Origin of the sequence: Blastomonas sp. AAP53 (assembly GCF_000331245.1) — a bacterium.
GTDB lineage: Bacteria > Pseudomonadota > Alphaproteobacteria > Sphingomonadales > Sphingomonadaceae > Blastomonas.
Genome location: NZ_ANFZ01000009.1, coordinates 752,858 through 771,839 on the forward strand (window position 1 = coordinate 752,858; position 18,982 = coordinate 771,839).

Below are 18,982 nucleotides of genomic sequence, written 5' to 3' on the forward strand. Positions count from 1 at the left end.
TCAGCTGGAGCGCTCGGCCAGCGCCTGCGCGAACACGGCTTCGAACATCTCTGCCGTAAGCCGCCCGGTATTGGTGTTGTACCGGCTGCAGTGATAGCTGTCGATCAGCACCCTGCCCTCACCCAGATCGTGCCGCGCGCCATGCCCGAAGGCAAATTGCGCAGGGCGCAGGCCCAGATGGCGCAGAAAGCTGTCATGTGCGATCCGCCCCAGCGCGATGAAGACCTTGAGCTGCGGCAGAGCTTCCAGCTGCGCGCCCAGGAAGCGGCGGCAGGTGTTGATTTCCTGCGGCGTGGGTTTGTTCTGCGGCGGCAGGCATTTGACCGAATTGATGATGATGACCCCGTCCAGAGTCAGCCCGTCATCGATCCGCGCATCATAGTTTCCGCGCGACAAGCCGAATTTTTCCAGCGTGGCAAACAACAGGTCGCCTGCATAATCGCCGGTGAACGGCCGTCCGGTCCGGTTGGCCCCCTGCATGCCCGGGGCCAGCCCTACGATGCCCAGCCACGCGCCAGCGTCACCGAACGCAGGCACCGGCGCATTCCACCAGTCAGGATGCTTCACCTGGCATTGCCGGCGCAATTCGACGAGGCGCGGGCATAACGCGCAGTCCAGCGGCGGTTCGGTGTGGGATAGGGGGCTTACGTCCTGCATCGCACCGCGCTAGGCGGTGGCCATGGATGGATCAAGCCAGCATCATTATCTGATCGCACTGGGATCGAACCGGCGTCACCATCGCATTGGTGCCCCGGCCCGCGTGCTGCAGGCCGCATTGGTCGCGTTGGCGAGCGAGGGCATGGACGTTGCGGCAGCAGCGCCGGTCATCGAAACACCGCCCATAGGCCCGTCGCTGCGCCGCTACGCCAACAGCGCTGCCATCATCCGCACGCCGTTGCTGCCCGATGCGCTGCTCGCGCTGCTCAAGCGGGTCGAAGGACGCTTCGGCCGGCGACGCGGACAGAGATGGTCGGCGCGCACGCTCGATCTGGATATCATCCTGTGGTCGGGCGGCAGCTGGGTTTCCGCCAGGCCGACGCTCATCGTCCCCCACCCCGCCTATCGCCGCCGCGATTTCGTGCTGCGCCCGGCCAGCATGCTTGCCCCGCGCTGGCGCGACCCGCTGACCGGCCTGACCCTTGCCCAGTTGCATCACCGTGCGACGCGGGGTTGACCCGGCAGGGCTGCCCGACTAGGGGGATGCCCGCACCGGAAAACACCCGTGCACCGATGGCGCATCCACCGCGCCACCCCCAGGGGGCCCTTAGCTCAGTCGGTAGAGCAACTGACTTTTAATCAGTAGGTCGCTGGTTCGAACCCAGCAGGGCTCACCATTATTTTTTCAGTGAGTTGCACAGCGCCTTGCCTGCGCGAATCTGGCTTTACGGCAGTTCCAGACAGGCACCGGTGGCAGGGACCAGCCTTGGCCAATCGGTCACCGGCGTGCCTTGACGCGTCGCGATGATCGCTGCGATCGGGCCGCCGTGGGTGATGACCAGGGCTCGCCTGGCAGGCAGGCTCTGCCATGCCGCGATCGCGCGGGCCGCCATTTCCATCGTCGTTTCGCCATCGCCCGGACGATACGCTTCGGCATCGTCGATCATGCCATCCATGGCATTGCCCGTTTCGCGCCAGATCGCCGCCCAGCTGCGCCCCTCCCAGTCGCCGAAATCGCGCTCCATCCAGGCCGGATCGGCTTGTGCAGGCAACCCGGTGAACGCCGCGATCGCTTCCGCCAGAATGCGCGTCCGGCGCAGGCCCGAATGCAGCACGACATCGGGGGCCCATTGTGCCAGCTGGCGCGCGAGGATGCGGGCATGGGCTGCACCTGCACGGCTCAGCCCCATGTCGCTATGCCCATAGCACCGCCCCCGCCATGCGAGCGCGACCTGCGTATGCCGGACCAGCAGGACCTGGCGGCTCACCCCGCCACCGCGGTTGCCGTCAGCAACATGATCAGTTGCCCGGCATAAGCCGAAAATCCCAGGCAATCGCCGGTGCTGCCGCCGATGCGCCGCAGCAACAGCGCGCGGAACCACCCAAGAAAGGCGCCTGCACCCAGCAGTGCTGCGAGCATCGGCAGCGGAAATGCCAGCGCAAAGCCCAGCAGGCCGGGCAACGCGGTTGCCAGCGCAGTGAGCAGTACCGACGTACCCACGCCCGATCCGATGTCCTTGGCAAGACCCGTGCCCTGCGGCGCGGGCGCGACCCAGGTCATCAACACCACCACCAGCAACCGGCCAAAGCTGGCCGCTGCAACGAGGGTGAGAAAGGCGCAAAGCGGTGTCATCTGCTCAAGCACCGCCAGCATCAGCGCCACACGCAAACCGACCGCAAATATCAGGCCCAGGCTGCCATAGCTGCCGATCCGGCTGTCCTTCATGATCCGCCGGACATCATCCGCGCTGTGCCCGCCACCAAAGGCGTCGCAGAAATCGGCGACCGCATCCTCGTGGAACGCCCCGGTCAACCTGGCTTCGAACGCCAGCGCGATCAGCACCGCGACCAGTGCCGGCCAGAGGCTGTCCGCCGCCAGCGCAATGCCAGCCGTGATAGCGCCAATGCCTGCGCCCACCAGCGGGAACCAGCCCACCGCCTGCGCCAGTCCGGCGTTGACCTGCTGTGCGCTCAGGGAACCGGTCCCGGGAACGGGAATGCGGCTGAGGAACTGCACCGCGAGCACCGGCGGGGCCCAGACAGGGCATCTTCGGTTCACATCAGCCTCCGATGTCCGCCAGCCGCGCGACATCGCACAGCAACGCAGCGGCGCTATCGAGCATGGGCAGCGCGACCAGCGCACCACTCCCCTCGCCCAGCCGCATCTGCCATTCCAGCACCGGTGCCAGGCCCAGCCGCGCCAGCGCCGCGCGGTGGCCGGGCTCGGCGGACAGATGGCCCGCGATCATGCGCAGGCGGGTTCGGGGGCACAGGTGTTCGGCGATCAGCGCGGCGGCCGTGGTCACATAACCATCGAGCAGCACCAATGCGCCGAGCCGCGCCGCCTCGGCATAGAATCCTGCCATGGCAACGATCTCGAAGCCCGCAATCGCCGCCAGCGCCGCCTTGTCGGTGCAGCCGCTCAGCCGCTCGACCGCTGCGGCCACGATATCGCGCTTGATCGCGCGCATCGCTGGATCAGCGCCTGCCCCACTGCCGGTCGCGGTCTCGGCGTCGATGCCCGTCAGCGCGTGGGTGAGGCAGGCAGCGGCCGTGGTGTTGCCGATGCCCATCTCGCCTGCCATCAGCAGGCGATGGCCTGCGTCGATTGCGCGCTGCGCCTCGGCCGTTCCCAGATTCCAGGCAGCGTCGAACTGCGCGACCGACATCGCCGGGCCCTGGCTCAGGTCCGCCGTGCCCGCAGCAACAGGCTGCGAATGAAAGTGCACAGGCCAGGGACCGCGTGGCGGCTGCGCCATACCGGCATCGATCACCCGAACGTCGACGCCATGTGCATTCGCCAGGGCCGTGCTGCTCGCTTTGCCCTTGAATATGGTCTCGACCATCGCGGTCGTTACTGCCGGAGGCCAGGCCGTCACGCCTTGCGCCACCACGCCATGATCGGCGGCAAACAGCACCAGTCGTCGCGGACGAGTGACCGGGGTGAGCGACTGGCTGGCGATCGCCAGGTCGACCGCCAGCAACTCCAGCCGCCCCAGGCTACCCACGGGCTTGGCGAGGCCATCCAGTTTTTCCTGCACGAGATCACGCGTTATCATCTGGACACCTGTGGTTGTGTGATGGGACATCGTTGCGTTGCCATCGCAACGGAAAGGGAGGAAGCAAACCACGCCTCAGCCATGACTTTGGCCTGCTATCGCAAGCAGCCGACCGATATCGACATGCTCTTCCAGCGCTGCCGCGAGCGCATCGAGCGCCTGGTCGATCCGGTGGCTCTGCGCGATGCCGTCGCTCTGTGCCCCCAGCCGCGCCAGCCAGGCCCCGCGCTGGGCGGGAAGATAGAACAGCCGGTGGATGTAGCAGCCGGCGATCTGCCCATCGGCGCTGATGACGCCGTCCTCGGCGCCATCGGCCAGTCGCAGCAATGGCTGCACCGGGCCCATCGCATGGGTCTGGCCGACATGGATTTCATAGCCCGCAAAGGGCTGGCCATCGCGCAGGCTAGTACCCGTTACATCAACGACCCGCTTGTCACCGGTGAGCTGGGTGACAATGGGCAGATAGCCCAGCCCCGCCACCGTTCCGGGCACGCCCTCGACGCCATTGGGGTCCGTGATGCTTTCGCCCAGCATCTGGTATCCGCCGCAGATTCCTAGAAGCGCCCCGCCGCGCCGGACATGGGCTGCGATATCGATATCCCAGCCCTGCGCCCGCAGAAAGGCAAGGTCGGCGATCGTCGCCTTGGTACCCGGCAGGATGATCAAAGCCGCATCTCCGGGCAGAGGCTGGCCTGGCGGCACCATCACCATCCGCACGCCAGGCTCGTGCTTCAGCGGATCGAAATCGTCGAAATTGGCGATCCGCGAGAGCATCGGCACCGCAATCGTGATCGCGCCATCGCCGCCGATGGCAGCATCCAGCACAACCGCATCCTCGGCGGGCAGCTGCCGTGCAGCGGCAAGCCAGGGGATGACACCCATGCCGGACCAGCCCGTGCGGCGTTCGATCTCGGCATAGCCATCGTCGAACAATCGCACGTCGCCGCGAAACTTGTTGATCAGGAAGCCGTGGATCATCGCCGCATCGTCCGCGTCGATCACGGCCTTGGTGCCGACGATCGAGGCGATCACACCGCCGCGGTCTATATCGCCCACCAGCACCACTGGAACCTTCGCCGCGCGGGCAAAGCCCATATTGGCGATGTCGCCGGCGCGCAGATTGATCTCCGCCGGGCTGCCTGCGCCTTCGACGATGACGATGTCGGCCTGAGCCTTCAACCGGTGCCAGGATTGCAGCACCGCCGCGAGCAACTCGCCCTTGCGGTGCTGATAGTCGGCCGCACCCAATGTGCCCACAACCTTGCCGTGCACCACCACCTGCGCGCCGGTGTCCGACTGCGGCTTGATCAGCACCGGGTTCATGTCGATGCTGGGAGCCACACGGCAGGCCAAAGCCTGCAGCGCCTGCGCGCGGCCGATCTCGCCGCCTTGCGCGACAGCCGCATTGTTCGACATGTTCTGCGGCTTGAACGGGCGTACGGTCAGCCCGCGATTGGCGAGCAACCGGCACAGCCCTGCCACCAGCACCGATTTGCCGACATCCGATCCGGTCCCCTGCAGCATCACAGCAGCCATGCAACACCTCCCACGATCGCCCACATCAACAGACATGCGCGGCGATAGACCCACAGTGCGCGCTGCAGATCGGCAGCATCGGGCGGCGCGCCATCGCCCAGCCAGGCGCGGTGCGCCGCTTCGCCGTCATAGCTTACCGGCCCGCCCAGCCTGCGGCCCAGCGCGCCCGCCATTGCCGCCTCGGGCCAGCCACCATTGGGCGAGGCATGATCGAGTGCATCGCGCAGCATCGTGCGCCATCCGCCCGGTCCAGCCAAGCAGATCAGCACGCCCGAAATCCGCGCGGGGATGAAATTGACCAGATCATCGCTGCGCGCCGCCGCCCAGCCGAAATGCAGATGGCGCGCATCGCGGTGGCCGATCATCGAATCGGCCGTGTTCACCGCCTTGCAGATCAGCAGGCCCGACAGGCCCGCGACGAGGAACCAGAAGGCTGGCGCGACCACGCCATCGCAGAAGCTTTCGGCGAGGCTCTCGATCGCCGCTACCGCAATGCCGTTTTGATCCAGCGCTGCGGTATCGCGCCCCACAATCCGTGCGACCGCGTCGCGCGCCGCTGCCAGATCGCCGCGCAGCAGTGGCCGGGCGACCGCGCGGACATGATCGTCCAGACTGCGCTGCGCAAGGCCGGTGGTCGCCTGTGCCATCACCATTAGCACCGCCATCGTGTCGCCCACCCAGCATTCGATCAACCAGCCGATCGCGCCGACACCGCCTGCGACCAGTCCCACAAGCAGCAGCCCCATCGCCCGGCGGCGCATGGCGCTGCCTGCATTCCAGCGCCGATCAAGCATGGCGATGGCCGCGCCGATCCACATCACCGGATGACCGATCACGGCCAGCAGCCAAGCAGGATAGCCAATCACCGCCTCGGCGATCAGCGCCAGCAGCAACTGTTCGGGCCGCGCCAGCATCAGCTGCGCGCCATCTGCGAGGTGACGATGAAGCGCAGCCCATCTGGCGTCGTGGCGATGTGCGCGGCAACGCCATAGGTATCGACGATCCTCTGCGGGGTCAGCACATCAGCAGGCGGCCCGTGCGCCGCCACCCGGCCATCGCATAGCAACAGCACCTCGTCCGCGACCCGGATCGCGTGGTTGAGATCGTGCAGCACCACGATCACGCCCGCGCCGCCGCGCGCAAAATCGCGCAGGCACGTCAGCGTATCGAGCTGATGCGCGGGGTCGAGATTGGCGAGCGGTTCATCGGCCAGCAGCCATTGCGGTTCGCCCGCCAGCACACGCGCGAGCAAAACGCGCGCACGCTCGCCGCCCGACAGCGCCGTCATCGGCCGCGCGGCAAAGCGGGTGACATCGGTCGCCGCCATCGCGCGAGCGACAGCGATGCCATCTGCCTCGGTCTCGCCCCAGCGCGCGCGGTGCGGATACCGCCCCAGCTTGACGAGCGATGCGACATCGATATCCCAATGCACATCACCGCCCTGTGGCAGCAGGCCGATCTGCCGCGCCAGATCGCGCAGGCCGATCGCATCACGCGGTTGGCCACCCAGCATCACCCGGCCATCATCGGGCGTGCGTAGTCCAGCCAGGCAGGCCAGCAATGTCGATTTGCCAGCCCCATTGGGGCCCAGCACTGCCGTCACGTGCCCGGGGGTAAAGCGCGCGCTGACCGCGTCGAGCACGCGGCGACCGCCGAGCTGGAGCGTCAGGTCTTCTGCGGCCAGCACGCTCATGCCAGCCTCCGTCGCATCCGCAGCAGCACGACCAGAAAAAACGGCCCGCCGAGCATCGACATCGCAATCCCCAGCCGCAATTCGCTCACCGTCGGCAGCGCGCGCACCAAGCTGTCGGCGAGCAGCAACAGCAGCGCGCCCGCCAGCGCCGAGGGCAGCAGCACCGCCGAGGGCCGATTGCCGACGAAAGGGCGCACCAGATGCGGCACGATCAATCCGACAAAGCCGATGATCCCGGCGGTCGCCACCGAGGCACCAACACACAGCGCGACGCCGATGACGATCAGCAGCTGCAGCCGCAGCGGATCGACCCCCATCGAGCGCGCAGCGGATTCGCCCAACGTCAGCGCATCGAGCGTGCGCCCGGTGCAGGCGAGCAGCGCTGCTCCCAGCGCCAGCAGTGGCAGCGCCAGCGTGACATCGTCCCAGCTGCGGTCGGTCAGCGCGCCCATCAGCCAGGTGACGATTTGCGAGGTCGCAAACGGCGTGGGAGCCAGGCTGATCGCCAGCGCGGTCATCGACCCCGCGACGCTCGAGATGATCACGCCTGCCAGCGTGAACACGATGATGCTGCCCGACCGCCCGACCAGCAGCGCCAGCAGCGCCATCGAGATTCCCGCTCCGGTCAGAGCGAAAACGGGCAGCAGCCAGGCCGAAGCCGCATAGCCGAAATAGAGCGAGATGACCGCGCCCAATGCCGCGCCGGACGACACGCCGAACAGCCCGGGATCGGCGAGCGGATTGCGCAGATAGCCCTGCATCGCCGCGCCCGACAGGCCCAGGGCCGCGCCCACCATCACAGCCAGCACCGTGCGCGGCAGACGCAGCTCGGCGATGATCGGCCAGCGTGGATCACCCGCAATCCAGGCATCGAGCGGGATCCAGACCTTGCCCGCCATCAACGACAGCACAAAGGCCGCGGCGATGCCGGCGGCCAGCGCAAGGTTGAGCCCAAGCGCGCGGTTCATAGCGTCCGCCGGATCTGCGCGAGATGGCCGACCGCCTCGATGATCGTCGGGCCGCCACAATGCAGCAGCCGTTCGGGATAGCGCCGCACCGCGATCCTGTGCGTCAGCCCCGCCAGCACCGGGTGGCGCAGCATCCGGTCGCTGTGGTCATCGGCCCCTACCGATAGCAAAACCTCGGGCGAGCGTCCCACCAGATGTTCCAGCGGCAGAACATCCCATCGCTTCAGGCCATAATCGGCGCTCATGTTACGATAACCTGTACGCTGCAGCAGTTCGCTGGCGAGCGTCCCCTCACCCGGCACCAGACCTCCGCCCTGCCAGATCAGGGCTGCGGGGGCTGCCTTATGCTGCACCGATGCTGCGCGAACAGCAGCATCGATCCGCGCGACCAGCGCCTCGCCCGGCGCGCGCTGGCCCACCGCCGCTGCAATCGTGCGGATCTGCATTGTGCTTTCGGCAATACTTTCGGGCACGCCGATCTGGATCAGCGCGATGTTCATCCGGCGCAGTGCCGCCACCGTCGCCGGGGCGACATGGGCTCCGGCGATCACGATATCGGGGGCAAGCGCCACCACCTCTTCCGCGGTGCCGGAGGTCGCGACAAATCGCCGCGCCTGATCTAGGGGGATAGAGGTCGCGCGCGGATCGTGCGAATAATGGCTGATCGCAGCGATCTGCTGCGGCGCTGCCACCTGCATCAGCACCGCATCGACGCACGGGTTGATCGAGACGACGCGGGGCAGCGCCTCGGGCCCTCGCCGTTGCGAAGTCCGATCAGCCGCCTGCGAAGAACAGCCAGCGACCGAAAGCCCCAGCAACAAGGCGAAGGCGCGGATCAATACTCGACCCCCTTCTGCGCCTTGAACCCGGCATGATAGGGGTGCTTTACCTCGCCGAACTCGGTCACCAGATCAGCGATTGCGATCAGCTCGGGCTTCGCGTTCCTGCCGGTAATGCAGATGTGCTTGGTAAGCGGGCGATCCTTAAGGCACGCGACGATCTCTTCGATCGGCAGCGTGTTCTGGCGCAGCACGATGTTGAGCTCATCAAGGATGATGAAGTCGTAATCCGGATCGAGGATCAGCGCCTTCGACCGTTCCCAGGCGGCGCGCGCCGCATCGATATCGCGCGCGCGGTCCTGCGTGTCCCAGGTGAAGCCCTCGCCCATTACCTCGAAGGTCAGAAGGTCGGGATTGGCCTGGAAGAAATTCTTCTCGCCGGTCTCCCAACTGCCTTTGACATATTGCACGATGCCGACCTTCATCCCCCAGCCCAAGGAACGGATCGCCATGCCGAAGGCGGAGGACGACTTGCCCTTGCCGTTGCCGGTGTGGACGATCAGCAGTCCGCGTTCGAGCGTCCGGCGTGCCTGCATCCGCTCGCGCGCGGCCTGCATCCGCTGCATCCGCGCATTGTGACGGGCAAAATCCTCTTCGGTCTCGATCATGTCATTCTCCAGGTGGAAAGAGCCTTGTCCAGTCTGGCCCAGTCGCTCTCGTCGCGCGGCAAGCCGATCCGCAGCCAATAGGGTTCGTAGTCGAACGGGCGGGTCAGCACGCCCGCCTGCGCCAGATGGACGAACAGGCGATCGCGGTGGCAAACGGAGACCAGTGCGAAAAACGCCGTGCGGCCGACGATTGTGATGCCGTGCCGGGTCAGCAGGTCAGCCAGTCGCTGCGAGGCTGTGGTGAGACGCAGCCGCTGCGCATCGTGCCACGCGGTGTCGCGATAGGCCGCCAGACCGGTCGCCAGCGCAGGCCCTGAAATCGGCCAGTCCCCGATCAGCGCGCGCAGGTCCGCTGCGATGGAAGGCGGGGCGATGACGAATCCCAGGCGCAATCCCGCCAGGCCGAAAAACTTGCCGAAGGAGCGCAGCACGATCAGCCCCGGCCAGTCGCACCCCGCAAGGCTGCCGGCCAGGTCAGCGTCCGCAAACGCCTCGTCGACGATCAGGTGAGCGCCGCGCGTCGCCATCGTCAGGGCTGCCCATTCCAGCAGAATGCGATCGGCGATCAGGCCATCGGGATTGTTGGGTCGGGCCAGCACCAGCACGTCATGCGTTGGCGCCATGATCTCGATATCGTCGACCGCGCACTCCGCAGCGTGGTGGCCGCCCCACATCGATGCATGGCCCGAATAGCCGGGCCGGACGATGGCCGGGCGAAAAACAAACGAGCGGCGCCCCAGCAACAGCCCCAGCAGCCGCATCGCCAGATCGCTGCCCGGCACCGCAACGACGCGCGCCGGGTCAGCGCCGAAAAACGCGGCGGCAGCAGCTTCCAGCGCCGCAAGCTCGGCGGGGTCAGGCAGCCGTTCGGCTGGCTCCGATGCTGTGCTGGCCGGGTAATGCCAGGGCGCAATGCCGGTGGAGAGATCCGTCCACTGGGCAATCTGCGGAAAGGTGGCGCGCGCAATGTCGATGCGTCCGCCGTGAAGGGCGAAGTCCTGGACTACAGCGCGCGCCGCCTGTGCCATCAGTAGCGCAACCGCACGCCGGCATAGCCGGCACGGCCTGGCGATCCATAGCGGAACACCGTTTCATAGCGTTCGTCGAACACATTCTCGACGCGGCCGTAGAGGTCGATCCGGTCGGTCAGCGGGAACGAGGCGCGCAGGTCGGCCAGCACATAGCCTTCGACCTTGCGGCTGTTGCTGGCATTATCGAAATTCGCGCCGACATGGGTCAGCGTCACCCCAGTCTCCAGCCCAAAGTTCCAGCGATAATCGATCAGCGCGGTGACGCTGTGCTGCGGACGCCGGACCAGCTGCCGCCCGAAATTGGCGTTGCCCGGCGACCGGTTGGTGGCATTGGTATAGGTGTAGTTGGCCTGCAACCGCAGCGCATCGACAGGCTGCATCACAAGCCCGATCTCGACCCCCTCCGCACGTGCCTTCGACACGTTGTCGTACGTGCCCGAGGGACGGCCTGCGCAGATGCCGATGCGTGGCAGCGGGCACGAGATGAAGATGATCAGGTCATCGGATGTACGCCGAAAATAGGTGGCGCTGGCCTGCAGCCGGCCTTCGACAAGGCTTTGCGTGATCCCTGCATCCCAGCCTTTCGAGCGTTCGGGCTGCAGCAACTGGTTGCCATACTCGCTTTGCAACTGAAACAGCGAAGGCGCCTTGAACCCTTCGGCATAGCTCGCGCGCAATGTCGTGCCGGTCTGAGCGATGGCATAAACCCCGCTGGCGCCAAAGGTGGTCGCACCGCCAAACCGGTTGTGGTCGTCATGACGCACCCCTCCGGTCAGCGTGAGGCCAGCAACTGGGCTGGCGACGATCTGCGCGTACGCACTGTCAATCTGCGCGCGGCCGATGGTTGCAACCGCGCCATAGCTGCTGCTGGAAAAGCGCGAGGTTTCGCGTTCCAGGCCGCCAGTCAGCTGCCAGCCATCGCTAATGTCGAAGATGCCCTGATACTCGATCCGCTCGTTGCGGCCGTGGCCTGCGAATGTCTCGGTTGCAGGCCCATCCAGTGCGATGCTGCGCCGCCTGGTGTCGGTGTAGGCATAGCCCAGCCGGTTGCGGAAACGCCCGTCGAACAGCGCAGCAATGAGCCCGGCATAGCCGACCAGCTCGCGGGTGCGGGATTCCTCGTTGACGTCACCGAAGGCAAAGCTCGGCGGCGGGAAGCCGTCGATATTGACCCGGCCTTCGGAATACCAGCCGCGCGCATCGAGCGAGATGGCATCGCTCAGGGCCAGGTTGAAATTGCCGTTGGCGCCGTAGTTCTCATAGCCGTCCTTCTCGACGCCGCCCAGCGCCTCGCTGAAGGCCGAGATGCCATCGGTGCGGAAATAGCCGGCGCCGACGCTCGCCGACAGCGGCCCTGCCTTGCCCGCGACATTTGCGACAAGCTGGGCGGTATCACGATAGCCATATTCGCCGCGCAGGTTGACGCTGAGGTCTTCGTTCGGCGGGCGGGTGATCATGTTGACCACCCCGCCGATCGCCTGGCTGCCCCACAGCACCGACGAAGGGCCGCGCAGCACCTCGATCCGCTCGATATTGCCGATCAGCAGGTTGCCGAAGTTGAAGCCGCCGCCGGGCGACGATGGGTCGTTGAGCTTGACGCCATCGACCAGGGCGACGGTCTGGTCGCTTTCCGCGCCGCGAATGAACACTGATGTTCCCGTGCCGATGCCGCCGTTGCGCGCGATGCTGACCCCGGGCACGGTGCGCAGCACATCGGCAACCGTCTGCGTCTGTCGCCGCTGGATGTCCTCCGAATCGATCACGGTGATCGACTGACCGACCCTCTCGACCGGCTGTGCGCTCCGGTTGGCAGTGACGACGATGACCGGCTCACGCGATGACGCGCTGACGGCATCGTCCTGCGCAGTCGCGGTTACAGCGCTGCACAGGCCCAGAACGAGAGTCGAAACGGTGATTTTAAGGAACGGATTTCGCATGTGTATCCCCTGTCAAACAACAAGGGGTCACGCGCACCAATGGCACAGCAGAGCTATCGCTGGCTTGTCACCCGCGCGCGCCACCCCGATCGATGTCGTCACGCGAGGATAGACCTCGATCACGCTGAACACCCCGTCCGCGCAAAGGACTGACCGCGTCAGGCAGGTCTCCTGGCTCCCGGGTCGTCACGTTCGCCCCGCCTTCCCAGGTGCAAAGCACCCAGTGGCATAAGGGGCGACCGCTCGCCGGTCACAGTTGCGGGGACAGCCGCGGATTACAGGGCTAGATACCTGCTTCCGCGTTCCCTATTAATCCCATCTCTGGGAACCTGTCGCCTCGCCGCACTATTGCGAGTGAGAACGCATTGCAAGGGAAATGGATGGATGCGGTGCTGACCTTCATCACCGGCGGCGCACGATCGGGCAAGAGCGCGCGCGCCCAATTTCTGGCGGAAGGTCAAGTTGGCGATCTGGTGTATCTCGCCACTGCACAGGCGTTCGATGACGAAATGTCCGACCGCATCGCGCGACACCGCGCGGATCGGGGGGTGCGCTGGCGCACGGTCGAATGCCCCATCGACCTGCCGCAGGCCATTGCATGCGAAGGCGGCGAAGGCCGTGTGCTGCTGGTCGATTGCCTGACATTGTGGACCAGTAACCTGCTGCTGGCGGATCACGATTTCGGCGTCGCCTCGCAGCGATTGCTCGATACGCTCACCAGCGCCAGCGCGCCGATCATTGTGGTCAGCAACGAAGTCGGCATGGGCATCGTGCCCGACAACGCATTGGCGCGCCGGTTTCGCGACATGGCCGGGCGGTTGAACCAGGATGTCGCGACCATTGCCGACCATGTCGAACTGGTAGTGGCAGGGCTGAGCATGGCCCTGAAGTCACCTGCCCCAAGCCAGGCCGGACGCTCAGCCGGTTGAGCCGACAAGTCTTGGGTAATGGCACCGTGCCGCTGATCCGGGATCAGCCCGCTGCGCGCCCGAGTGGAGGTCCCGGTTGCGGCCGGGGCTCGTGCGCGATCGCCGAGCACATCGCGCGCAGGTTCACGAACGGCATCGGACGTCCGAACAGAAACCCCTGCAGCTTGTCGCATCCAGCAGCGCGCAACAGTGTGGCCTGCTCGTGCGTTTCCACCCCTTCGGCGGTGACCTCCATATCCAGGCCCCGCGCCAGATTGATCGCCCCTGCCACCAGGAAGGACGCCTTGCTGCCGGGGCTGAGTCCGGCCAGCAGCGACTTGTCGATCTTCACATGGCTGAACCCGTACGTGCGCAGATAATGGATGCTGGTAAAGCCCGTGCCGAAATCGTCCAGCGCGATCGAAAGCCCCATCGCCTTGAACGACTTGATCGTCCGGATCGCCGCTTCGGGCTGCGACAGGAGATAACCTTCGGTGATCTCCAGCTGCAGCCGCTGCGGCGGAAACCGGGTCTGTTCCAGCACGTGGGCGACCTGCCGCAGAAAGCCGGGATCGCGGAACTGCGCCGGCGATACGTTCACGCTCAGGCTGATATTGTCGAGCGCCAGAACATCCCGGCAGGACCGTTCGAGCACGAACATGCCCAGCGGATGAATCTGCCCTGTCGCCTCGGCAATCTCGATGAACTGTTGCGGTACCAGCACCCCTGCGGGGCGCCTTGGCCAGCGGATCAGCGCCTCTGTCGCCACGATCTGCCCGGATTGGGCATCGACCACCGGCTGATAGAAGACATCGAACTCGTTGTTGGCGAGACCCGTTCCGATCTCGGCCTCGATCTCCATGCGGCGGATGCGGCCGCGGTCGAGCGCAGAATCGTAAACCGCGATCTTGCCCTTCCTGCTGGTCTTGGCATGGTACATCGCCGTGTCGGCGCGACGCAGCAGCTCGTGCGAAGTGCAGGCACCTCCGATATTGGTGGCGATGCCGATGCTGGCGCCGACCTGCAGCACATGTTTGTCAACCAGGACCGGCAGCGCAATCTCGTCGCTGATGCGTTCAGCCATCGCCGCGGCCACAGCGGCTGCGCCCGGTGTATCGATCAGCACGACGAACTCGTCCCCGCCCACCCGGGCCAGCATGGAATGCGGCGGGCAGATTTCGCGGATGCGAACGCTCAGGCTGCAGATCAGACTGTCTCCGGCCTGGTGCCCGTGCGTGTCGTTGATGTCCTTGAAGCCATCCAGATCGATGAACAGCACCGCCAGCCCGTCGAGCGCGTCGACTGGACGGGCATCGATCCGGTCGAGATTGACCAGCAGCTGGCGACGGTTGGGCAGCCCGCTCAGGGCGTCCGTCAGGGCGATCTTGCGGTTCTCATCGCTGAGCTTTTCCGTTTCCGCCTGCCGGTTGCGCAGATCGCGCTGCGACCGGATAAGGTTGGAAAAATCGAGGTTATAGCGATGGGTGACGATCATCATCCCTACCCCGACACAGCCCAGAACAACCGCTTCTGCTGCCATCCTGCCCTGATCGGCCACGCTGAAGAAGATGATGAAACACACCGTGCTGGTGGCCGCAACGCGCATCGCCGCTGCTCTCAGGGTCATCAGGCAGAACACCGTGCTGACCTGCGTCAGCCCCAGGAAAAAGGTCAGGTTTCCGCGCGCATAGGCATCGCCGCTGCTGTAGATCCCCATGCACCAGAATTCGAAGGCGAGCGTCATGATCACCGCCAGCATGCAGGTCCGCCGGATCTGCTTTGCAATTTCCGCGTCAGAAAACATCTGGGCGTCGTATTGCCGCCACCACCATGCTGCCCGAAACAGCGCGATGACACAGATGATGACCGGGATGACCAATGTCTCAACAACCATGGTCGGCTTGAAGAATGCCGCCATGACCGCGCTCGCATTGCAAACGAGTATCAGATACAAAAGCGGCATTTGTTTCGAGAAAGACTGAAACTGAGCACGCGCCAGGTCAGGATCATTATTGTCGAGTGAAAACAGGCCGCTCGCGACCTGTCTCACTGTCAACTCTCCGGTATGCTGCTTTATGCCTGCCATAACACCCCGGGGCTTAAGTGTAATTGTTTACGGAAGTCTGAAGCGCCCCGCCCCTGCCAGCCGCGCTGCCCCCGGCTCCCGGCAAGGTTGCCGCATGGCGACCAGCGCCAGCGTCCTTCGCGGTCGGTCACCTCAACAAGGGGCTTCACCCATTGTATTCATCCACTTATGGTCCGGCCGAACATAAAAGGAATCACCATGAAACCTGCCATCCGCCTTGCCGTTTCTGCGCTCGCCATCGCCTGCGCCCTCCCCATGGCCGGAGCTCGCGCCGAGATCGCCCAGGCGACCCCGGCAGCCACCAGCGAGGATGCAGCGCTCACCGCATTTCTGGACAGCGAGTTCGAGGCCTGGGTCAAGATGCAGCCCCAGCTGGCGACGCGGCTGGGTCGCAAGGATGGCGGCGATCAGTGGAACGACATCGGCGATGAGGCCGCAGCGGCCCAGCTGGCCTGGCGGCAGGACAGTGTCGCGCGGATGAAGGCCAGGTTCGACCGGGCAAAGCTCTCTGCCGAAGCACAGGTGAATTACGACATCTGGGCGCTGGAGGCAGAGCGCGCGGCGCTGTCGCAGGCCAACCGCGTGTACCGCCCGCCGTTCTATTCGCGGCTCTATTCGGCGCACAGCCAGTTGCCCGATTTTCTGATCAACACCCACAGCGTCGCCGATGCGACCGACCTGAAGAATTATATCGCCAGGCTGCGCGGCATTCCCGCCGTGCTGGACGTTGCCATCGCGCGCACCCAGGCGAGCGAGAAAGCCGGCATCCGTCCGCCCAGGTTCCAGATCGAGACGATCATTTCGGGCAGTGAAAAGCTCACCAGCGGCGCACCGTTCAGCGCTGGTTCCGACGCAGCTCTATGGGCCGATGTGAAGGCCAAGACCGAAGCGCTGGTGACCGCAGGCAAGCTGCCCCGCGCGCAAGCCGATGCCCTTCTGGCAGAAGCACGCGAGGCCATTGTGGCGCTGAAACCCGCCTATGACCGCGTGGTCGCCTGGGCCAGGGCCAGCCTTCCCAACGCACCGAGCGGCAAGGTGGGCGCGATCACCCTGCCCGAAGGTGCTGCCTATTACGCGAACGAGCTCAAGCTCAACACCACCACCGATTACACCGCAGAGCAGATCCATGCCATCGGCCGGTCGGAGGTTGCGCGGATCGAGGCTGAACAGGATGCGCTGGCCAAACAGGCAGGTTTTGCCGATCGCAGTGCCTATTATGCCGAGCGTGCCAAGCTGTTCCCGCCCAAGCCTTATGACGACGCGGCGCGCAAGGAGTATCTCGATACCGCCAACGCGTTCGTGCAGCACACCCGGACCTTGCTGGAGCCGTATTTCAACACGCTGCCGGCCTATGGCATCGAGGTGGTGCGCGAGCCGGCGTTCTCGGAAGTTGCCGGGGGCGCTGCGCACGCTTCGGCCCCCAGCCCCGATGGCGCGCGTCCGGCCAAGACCTATGTGCATCTGGTCGGCACCGTTCCCGATCCGGCTGCGATGTACACGCTGATGTGCCATGAAGCTGTGCCCGGCCACAACATGCAGGGCGATATCCAGGTCCGCCAGAAAAGCGGCCCCCAGTTCCGCGCGGTCACCGGCTATGTCGCCTTTGGCGAGGGCTGGGCGCTCTATGCAGAATCCCTGTGCAAGGAGATGAACGCGTTCCCCGATATCGCGGCGGATTTCATGCGGCTGGATGCAGAACTGTTCCGCGCCGCGCGACTGGTGGTCGATACCGGGCTGCATGCGATGGGCTGGACCGAGGAAGAGGCGGTCACGTACATGAACATGACCGGTCGTCAGCCGATCGAGCGGTCGCGGTCGGAAATCCGTCGCTACATCACGCTGCCCGGGCAGGCGACCGGATACAAAATGGGCATGCTCAAGATCGTCGAACTCCGGCGCAAGGCGGAAAGCAGCCTGGGTCCCAAGTTCGACATCAAGGGCTTCCACGACCTGCTGATCGCATCCGGATCGCAGCCGCTGTCCATTCTGGAACGGCGGGTCGATGACTGGATCGCGAAAAGCCGAGGATGACGCTACGGCCAGCAAAACCGGGTTGCATGACGAAACCGGCTTTTGCTGGCCCAACAATTCTCTATATGGGCTGGGAGGAGACGGCACAGGTTGCCGTCCAGCCCGGACGGACACCCAGCCATTTCTGAACCCACCACCGCCGCAGTCGAAATGACCCCCACCGATGCCGGTGCAGAAGATGGCGGGGGCATGCGTGTGGCAGCCGCGCCGCCACGCCCCGGTCAGGGCAAATTCCTGACCGGCAGCCTGATGCGCCACGTTGCGGTAATGACGCTGACCTCCAGTATCGGCCTGCTCGCCCTGTTCATCGTCGATTTTGTCGACCTGTTCTTCATCTCGCAACTGGGCGACCCGGCGTTGACCGCCGGGATCGGCTTTGCGAGCACGTTGCTGTTCCTCAATTCCTCGCTGAACATCGGATTGATGATCACGATCAGCGCATTGGCCGCGCGCCGCATCGGCATGGGGCGCAGCGATTCGACGCGTGCCCTGCTGGGGGAAGTGCTGATGCTGGGCATTGGGCTTTCCGGCGTGATTGCGCTGGTTTTCTGGATTTTCGCGCCGCAATGGGTCGAGATGATGGGCGCCAGCGGCACCGCAAAGGACGCCGCCGTCAGCTATATCCGCATCGTCGCGCCCTTTGGACCCGTGACGGTGACCGGCATGGTCTGTTCGGGCTTCCTGCGCGCGTATGGCGATGCGCGCCGCGCGATGAACACCACGCTGGCCATGGCGGCCGGCAATGCGGTGTTCGATCCGATCCTGATGTTCGGGCTGGATTGGGGTTTCGTCGGCGCGGCCTGGGCTACGGTCATCTCGATACTCTTGATGGCCATCACCGGCATCGTGCCGATCCTGTCGCATTATGGCGGCTTTGCGATGCCTTCGCGCGCCAGTTTCAAGGAAAATCTGTTTGATATCCGCAAGATCATGGTGCCTGCGGTCCTGACCAACCTTGCAACGCCGGTGGGGGGAATCATCGCCTTCCGTCTGATCGCGGTGTACGGCGAGGCCTCGGTCGCCAGCTATGCCGTCATCGGCCGGATCATCCCGCTCGCGTTCTGCCTGCTGTTTTCGCTGTCGGGATCGATCGGCCCGATCATCGGCCAGAATTACGGTGCGGGCCAGATTGATCGCGTACGCGGTACCATCGACAGGGCCGTGGTGTTTGCGGCCGGGTTTACCCTGTTGATATGGCCGCTGCTGATCCTGGGCAGCGACACGATCGGCTGGATCTTCGATCTGCCAGCTGGCGGCATGGACCTGATCCACGCCTTTGCCTGGATCGTGGTGCCATTGTTTTTCTTCAACGGTCTGCTGTTCATCTCCAACGCCAGCTTCAACAATCTGGACCGCGCCAACTGGTCAAGCTGGACCAACTGGGGTCGCAACACCGTGGGCGTGCTGCCTTTTGCCATCGTCGGCAGCCAGATGGCCGGAGCCCCCGGCGTGCTGATCGGCCAGGCGATCGGCGGGGTGCTGTTCGGTCTCGGCGCCTATTGGCTGACCCGACACAGGGTGAACGCGCTTCAAAAATTGTAGGTTAACCGATTTGGCCCTGGCCCGTGTTGCAGGTATTCAGGGCTAGTGTGTTCACTCCATGCGATTGCCAGTGCGCCTATGTCGGTA

The 18,982-nt window shown here is 65.2% G+C and carries 18 protein-coding genes, 1 tRNA gene and 1 riboswitch; of the genes, 6 read left to right on the forward strand and 13 right to left on the reverse strand.

Annotation, left to right across the window (positions count from 1 at the left end):
* A complete protein-coding gene (locus tag D618_RS0110570) occupies positions 1-657 on the reverse strand; it encodes a uracil-DNA glycosylase (RefSeq protein ID WP_026091544.1) in 657 nt (218 codons plus the stop codon).
* Positions 658-679: 22 nt separating this feature from the next.
* On the opposite strand from D618_RS0110570, the gene folK reads away from it, so the two are divergent.
* A complete protein-coding gene (folK, locus tag D618_RS0110575) occupies positions 680-1,174 on the forward strand; it encodes a 2-amino-4-hydroxy-6-hydroxymethyldihydropteridine diphosphokinase (RefSeq protein WP_017671487.1) in 495 nt (164 codons plus the stop codon).
* 84 nt (positions 1,175-1,258) lie between these two features.
* A tRNA-Lys gene (locus D618_RS0110580) sits at positions 1,259-1,334 on the forward strand.
* A gap of 48 nt (positions 1,335-1,382) precedes the next feature.
* On the opposite strand, the gene D618_RS0110585 is transcribed toward D618_RS0110580, so the two are convergent.
* From D618_RS0110585 to D618_RS0110635, 11 genes are all read right to left on the reverse strand, one after another.
* Positions 1,383-1,925 carry a histidine phosphatase family protein gene (locus D618_RS0110585; protein ID WP_017671488.1) on the reverse strand — a complete coding sequence of 181 codons (543 nt, stop codon included), beginning with the start codon at positions 1,923-1,925 and terminating at the stop codon, positions 1,383-1,385.
* A complete protein-coding gene (locus tag D618_RS0110590; RefSeq protein WP_238550643.1) occupies positions 1,922-2,716 on the reverse strand; it encodes an adenosylcobinamide-GDP ribazoletransferase in 795 nt (264 codons plus the stop codon). Before D618_RS0110590 ends, D618_RS0110585 begins: the two co-directional genes overlap by 4 nt.
* 1 nt (position 2,717) lies before the next feature.
* The gene (cobT, locus tag D618_RS0110595; RefSeq protein ID WP_017671490.1) at positions 2,718-3,716 is read right to left on the reverse strand and encodes a nicotinate-nucleotide--dimethylbenzimidazole phosphoribosyltransferase; all 999 of its coding nucleotides are present in this window, start codon (positions 3,714-3,716) and stop codon (positions 2,718-2,720) included.
* A 75-nt stretch (positions 3,717-3,791) separates the two neighbouring features.
* Positions 3,792-5,252 (reverse strand): cobyric acid synthase, encoded by a 1,461-nt coding sequence (locus tag D618_RS0110600; RefSeq protein ID WP_017671491.1) that lies wholly within the window; start codon positions 5,250-5,252, stop codon positions 3,792-3,794.
* Positions 5,240-6,166: an adenosylcobinamide-phosphate synthase CbiB gene (gene cbiB / locus D618_RS0110605; protein ID WP_017671492.1), complete on the reverse strand. Its 927-nt coding sequence runs from the start codon at positions 6,164-6,166 to the stop codon at positions 5,240-5,242. Before cbiB ends, D618_RS0110600 begins: the two co-directional genes overlap by 13 nt.
* Positions 6,166-6,945 carry an ABC transporter ATP-binding protein gene (locus D618_RS0110610; RefSeq protein WP_017671493.1) on the reverse strand — a complete coding sequence of 260 codons (780 nt, stop codon included), beginning with the start codon at positions 6,943-6,945 and terminating at the stop codon, positions 6,166-6,168. The genes cbiB and D618_RS0110610 overlap by 1 nt, the downstream gene beginning before the upstream one ends.
* Complete coding sequence (locus D618_RS0110615; RefSeq protein ID WP_017671494.1) at positions 6,942-7,913, reverse strand: iron ABC transporter permease; 972 nt, start codon at positions 7,911-7,913, stop codon at positions 6,942-6,944. The genes D618_RS0110610 and D618_RS0110615 overlap by 4 nt, the downstream gene beginning before the upstream one ends.
* Entirely contained in the window at positions 7,910-8,752 is an 843-nt protein-coding gene (locus tag D618_RS0110620; RefSeq protein WP_017671495.1) for a helical backbone metal receptor, read from the reverse strand. The genes D618_RS0110615 and D618_RS0110620 overlap by 4 nt, the downstream gene beginning before the upstream one ends.
* Entirely contained in the window at positions 8,749-9,360 is a 612-nt protein-coding gene (gene cobO, locus D618_RS0110625) for a cob(I)yrinic acid a,c-diamide adenosyltransferase (protein ID WP_017671496.1), read from the reverse strand. Before cobO ends, D618_RS0110620 begins: the two co-directional genes overlap by 4 nt.
* Positions 9,357-10,388, reverse strand: coding sequence for an aminotransferase class I/II-fold pyridoxal phosphate-dependent enzyme (locus D618_RS0110630; RefSeq protein ID WP_017671497.1), 1,032 nt, complete (start codon positions 10,386-10,388; stop codon positions 9,357-9,359). Before D618_RS0110630 ends, cobO begins: the two co-directional genes overlap by 4 nt.
* On the reverse strand, positions 10,388-12,328 hold the full coding sequence (locus D618_RS0110635; protein ID WP_017671498.1) for a TonB-dependent receptor: 1,941 nt from the start codon (positions 12,326-12,328) through the stop codon (positions 10,388-10,390). The genes D618_RS0110630 and D618_RS0110635 overlap by 1 nt, the downstream gene beginning before the upstream one ends.
* A gap of 143 nt (positions 12,329-12,471) precedes the next feature.
* Positions 12,472-12,676, reverse strand: a riboswitch (cobalamin riboswitch).
* A gap of 32 nt (positions 12,677-12,708) precedes the next feature.
* Between D618_RS0110635 and cobU the strand changes: the two genes are divergently transcribed.
* Positions 12,709-13,257 (forward strand): bifunctional adenosylcobinamide kinase/adenosylcobinamide-phosphate guanylyltransferase, encoded by a 549-nt coding sequence (gene cobU / locus D618_RS0110640; RefSeq protein ID WP_017671499.1) that lies wholly within the window; start codon positions 12,709-12,711, stop codon positions 13,255-13,257.
* Positions 13,258-13,300: 43 nt separating this feature from the next.
* Here cobU and D618_RS18210 read toward each other — a convergent pair whose 3' ends face one another.
* Positions 13,301-14,980, reverse strand: coding sequence for an EAL domain-containing protein (locus D618_RS18210; RefSeq protein ID WP_238550658.1), 1,680 nt, complete (start codon positions 14,978-14,980; stop codon positions 13,301-13,303).
* Here D618_RS18210 and D618_RS20035 point away from each other — a divergent pair.
* From D618_RS20035 to D618_RS18215, 3 genes are all read left to right on the forward strand, one after another.
* Positions 14,979-15,218 carry a hypothetical protein gene (locus D618_RS20035; RefSeq protein WP_238550644.1) on the forward strand — a complete coding sequence of 80 codons (240 nt, stop codon included), beginning with the start codon at positions 14,979-14,981 and terminating at the stop codon, positions 15,216-15,218. The genes D618_RS18210 and D618_RS20035 overlap by 2 nt on opposite strands.
* Positions 15,219-15,520: 302 nt before the next feature.
* Complete coding sequence (locus D618_RS0110650) at positions 15,521-17,353, forward strand: DUF885 domain-containing protein (RefSeq protein WP_040370569.1); 1,833 nt, start codon at positions 15,521-15,523, stop codon at positions 17,351-17,353.
* Positions 17,354-17,503: 150 nt separating this feature from the next.
* Positions 17,504-18,895 (forward strand): MATE family efflux transporter, encoded by a 1,392-nt coding sequence (locus D618_RS18215; protein WP_017671501.1) that lies wholly within the window; start codon positions 17,504-17,506, stop codon positions 18,893-18,895.
* The last annotated feature ends 87 nt before the right edge of the window (positions 18,896-18,982 follow it).

What these genes read in the sequence shown, in the direction of transcription:
- D618_RS0110570 (WP_026091544.1), bottom strand. Translation starts at nt 657, where the DNA reads ATGCAGGACGTAAGCCCCCTATCCCACACCGAACCGCCGCTGGACTGC.
- folK (WP_017671487.1), top strand. Translation starts at nt 680, where the DNA reads ATGGATGGATCAAGCCAGCATCATTATCTGATCGCACTGGGATCGAAC.
- cobT (WP_017671490.1), bottom strand. Translation starts at nt 3,716, where the DNA reads ATGATAACGCGTGATCTCGTGCAGGAAAAACTGGATGGCCTCGCCAAG.
- D618_RS0110600 (WP_017671491.1), bottom strand. Translation starts at nt 5,252, where the DNA reads ATGGCTGCTGTGATGCTGCAGGGGACCGGATCGGATGTCGGCAAATCG.
- cbiB (WP_017671492.1), bottom strand. Translation starts at nt 6,166, where the DNA reads ATGCTGGCGCGGCCCGAACAGTTGCTGCTGGCGCTGATCGCCGAGGCG.
- D618_RS0110610 (WP_017671493.1), bottom strand. Translation starts at nt 6,945, where the DNA reads ATGAGCGTGCTGGCCGCAGAAGACCTGACGCTCCAGCTCGGCGGTCGC.
- D618_RS0110615 (WP_017671494.1), bottom strand. Translation starts at nt 7,913, where the DNA reads ATGAACCGCGCGCTTGGGCTCAACCTTGCGCTGGCCGCCGGCATCGCC.
- cobO (WP_017671496.1), bottom strand. Translation starts at nt 9,360, where the DNA reads ATGATCGAGACCGAAGAGGATTTTGCCCGTCACAATGCGCGGATGCAG.
- D618_RS0110630 (WP_017671497.1), bottom strand. Translation starts at nt 10,388, where the DNA reads ATGGCACAGGCGGCGCGCGCTGTAGTCCAGGACTTCGCCCTTCACGGC.
- D618_RS0110635 (WP_017671498.1), bottom strand. Translation starts at nt 12,328, where the DNA reads ATGCGAAATCCGTTCCTTAAAATCACCGTTTCGACTCTCGTTCTGGGC.
- cobU (WP_017671499.1), top strand. Translation starts at nt 12,709, where the DNA reads ATGGATGCGGTGCTGACCTTCATCACCGGCGGCGCACGATCGGGCAAG.
- D618_RS20035 (WP_238550644.1), top strand. Translation starts at nt 14,979, where the DNA reads ATGATCACCGCCAGCATGCAGGTCCGCCGGATCTGCTTTGCAATTTCC.
- D618_RS18210 (WP_238550658.1), bottom strand. Translation starts at nt 14,980, where the DNA reads ATGACGCTCGCCTTCGAATTCTGGTGCATGGGGATCTACAGCAGCGGC.
- D618_RS0110650 (WP_040370569.1), top strand. Translation starts at nt 15,521, where the DNA reads ATGAAACCTGCCATCCGCCTTGCCGTTTCTGCGCTCGCCATCGCCTGC.
- D618_RS18215 (WP_017671501.1), top strand. Translation starts at nt 17,504, where the DNA reads ATGACCCCCACCGATGCCGGTGCAGAAGATGGCGGGGGCATGCGTGTG.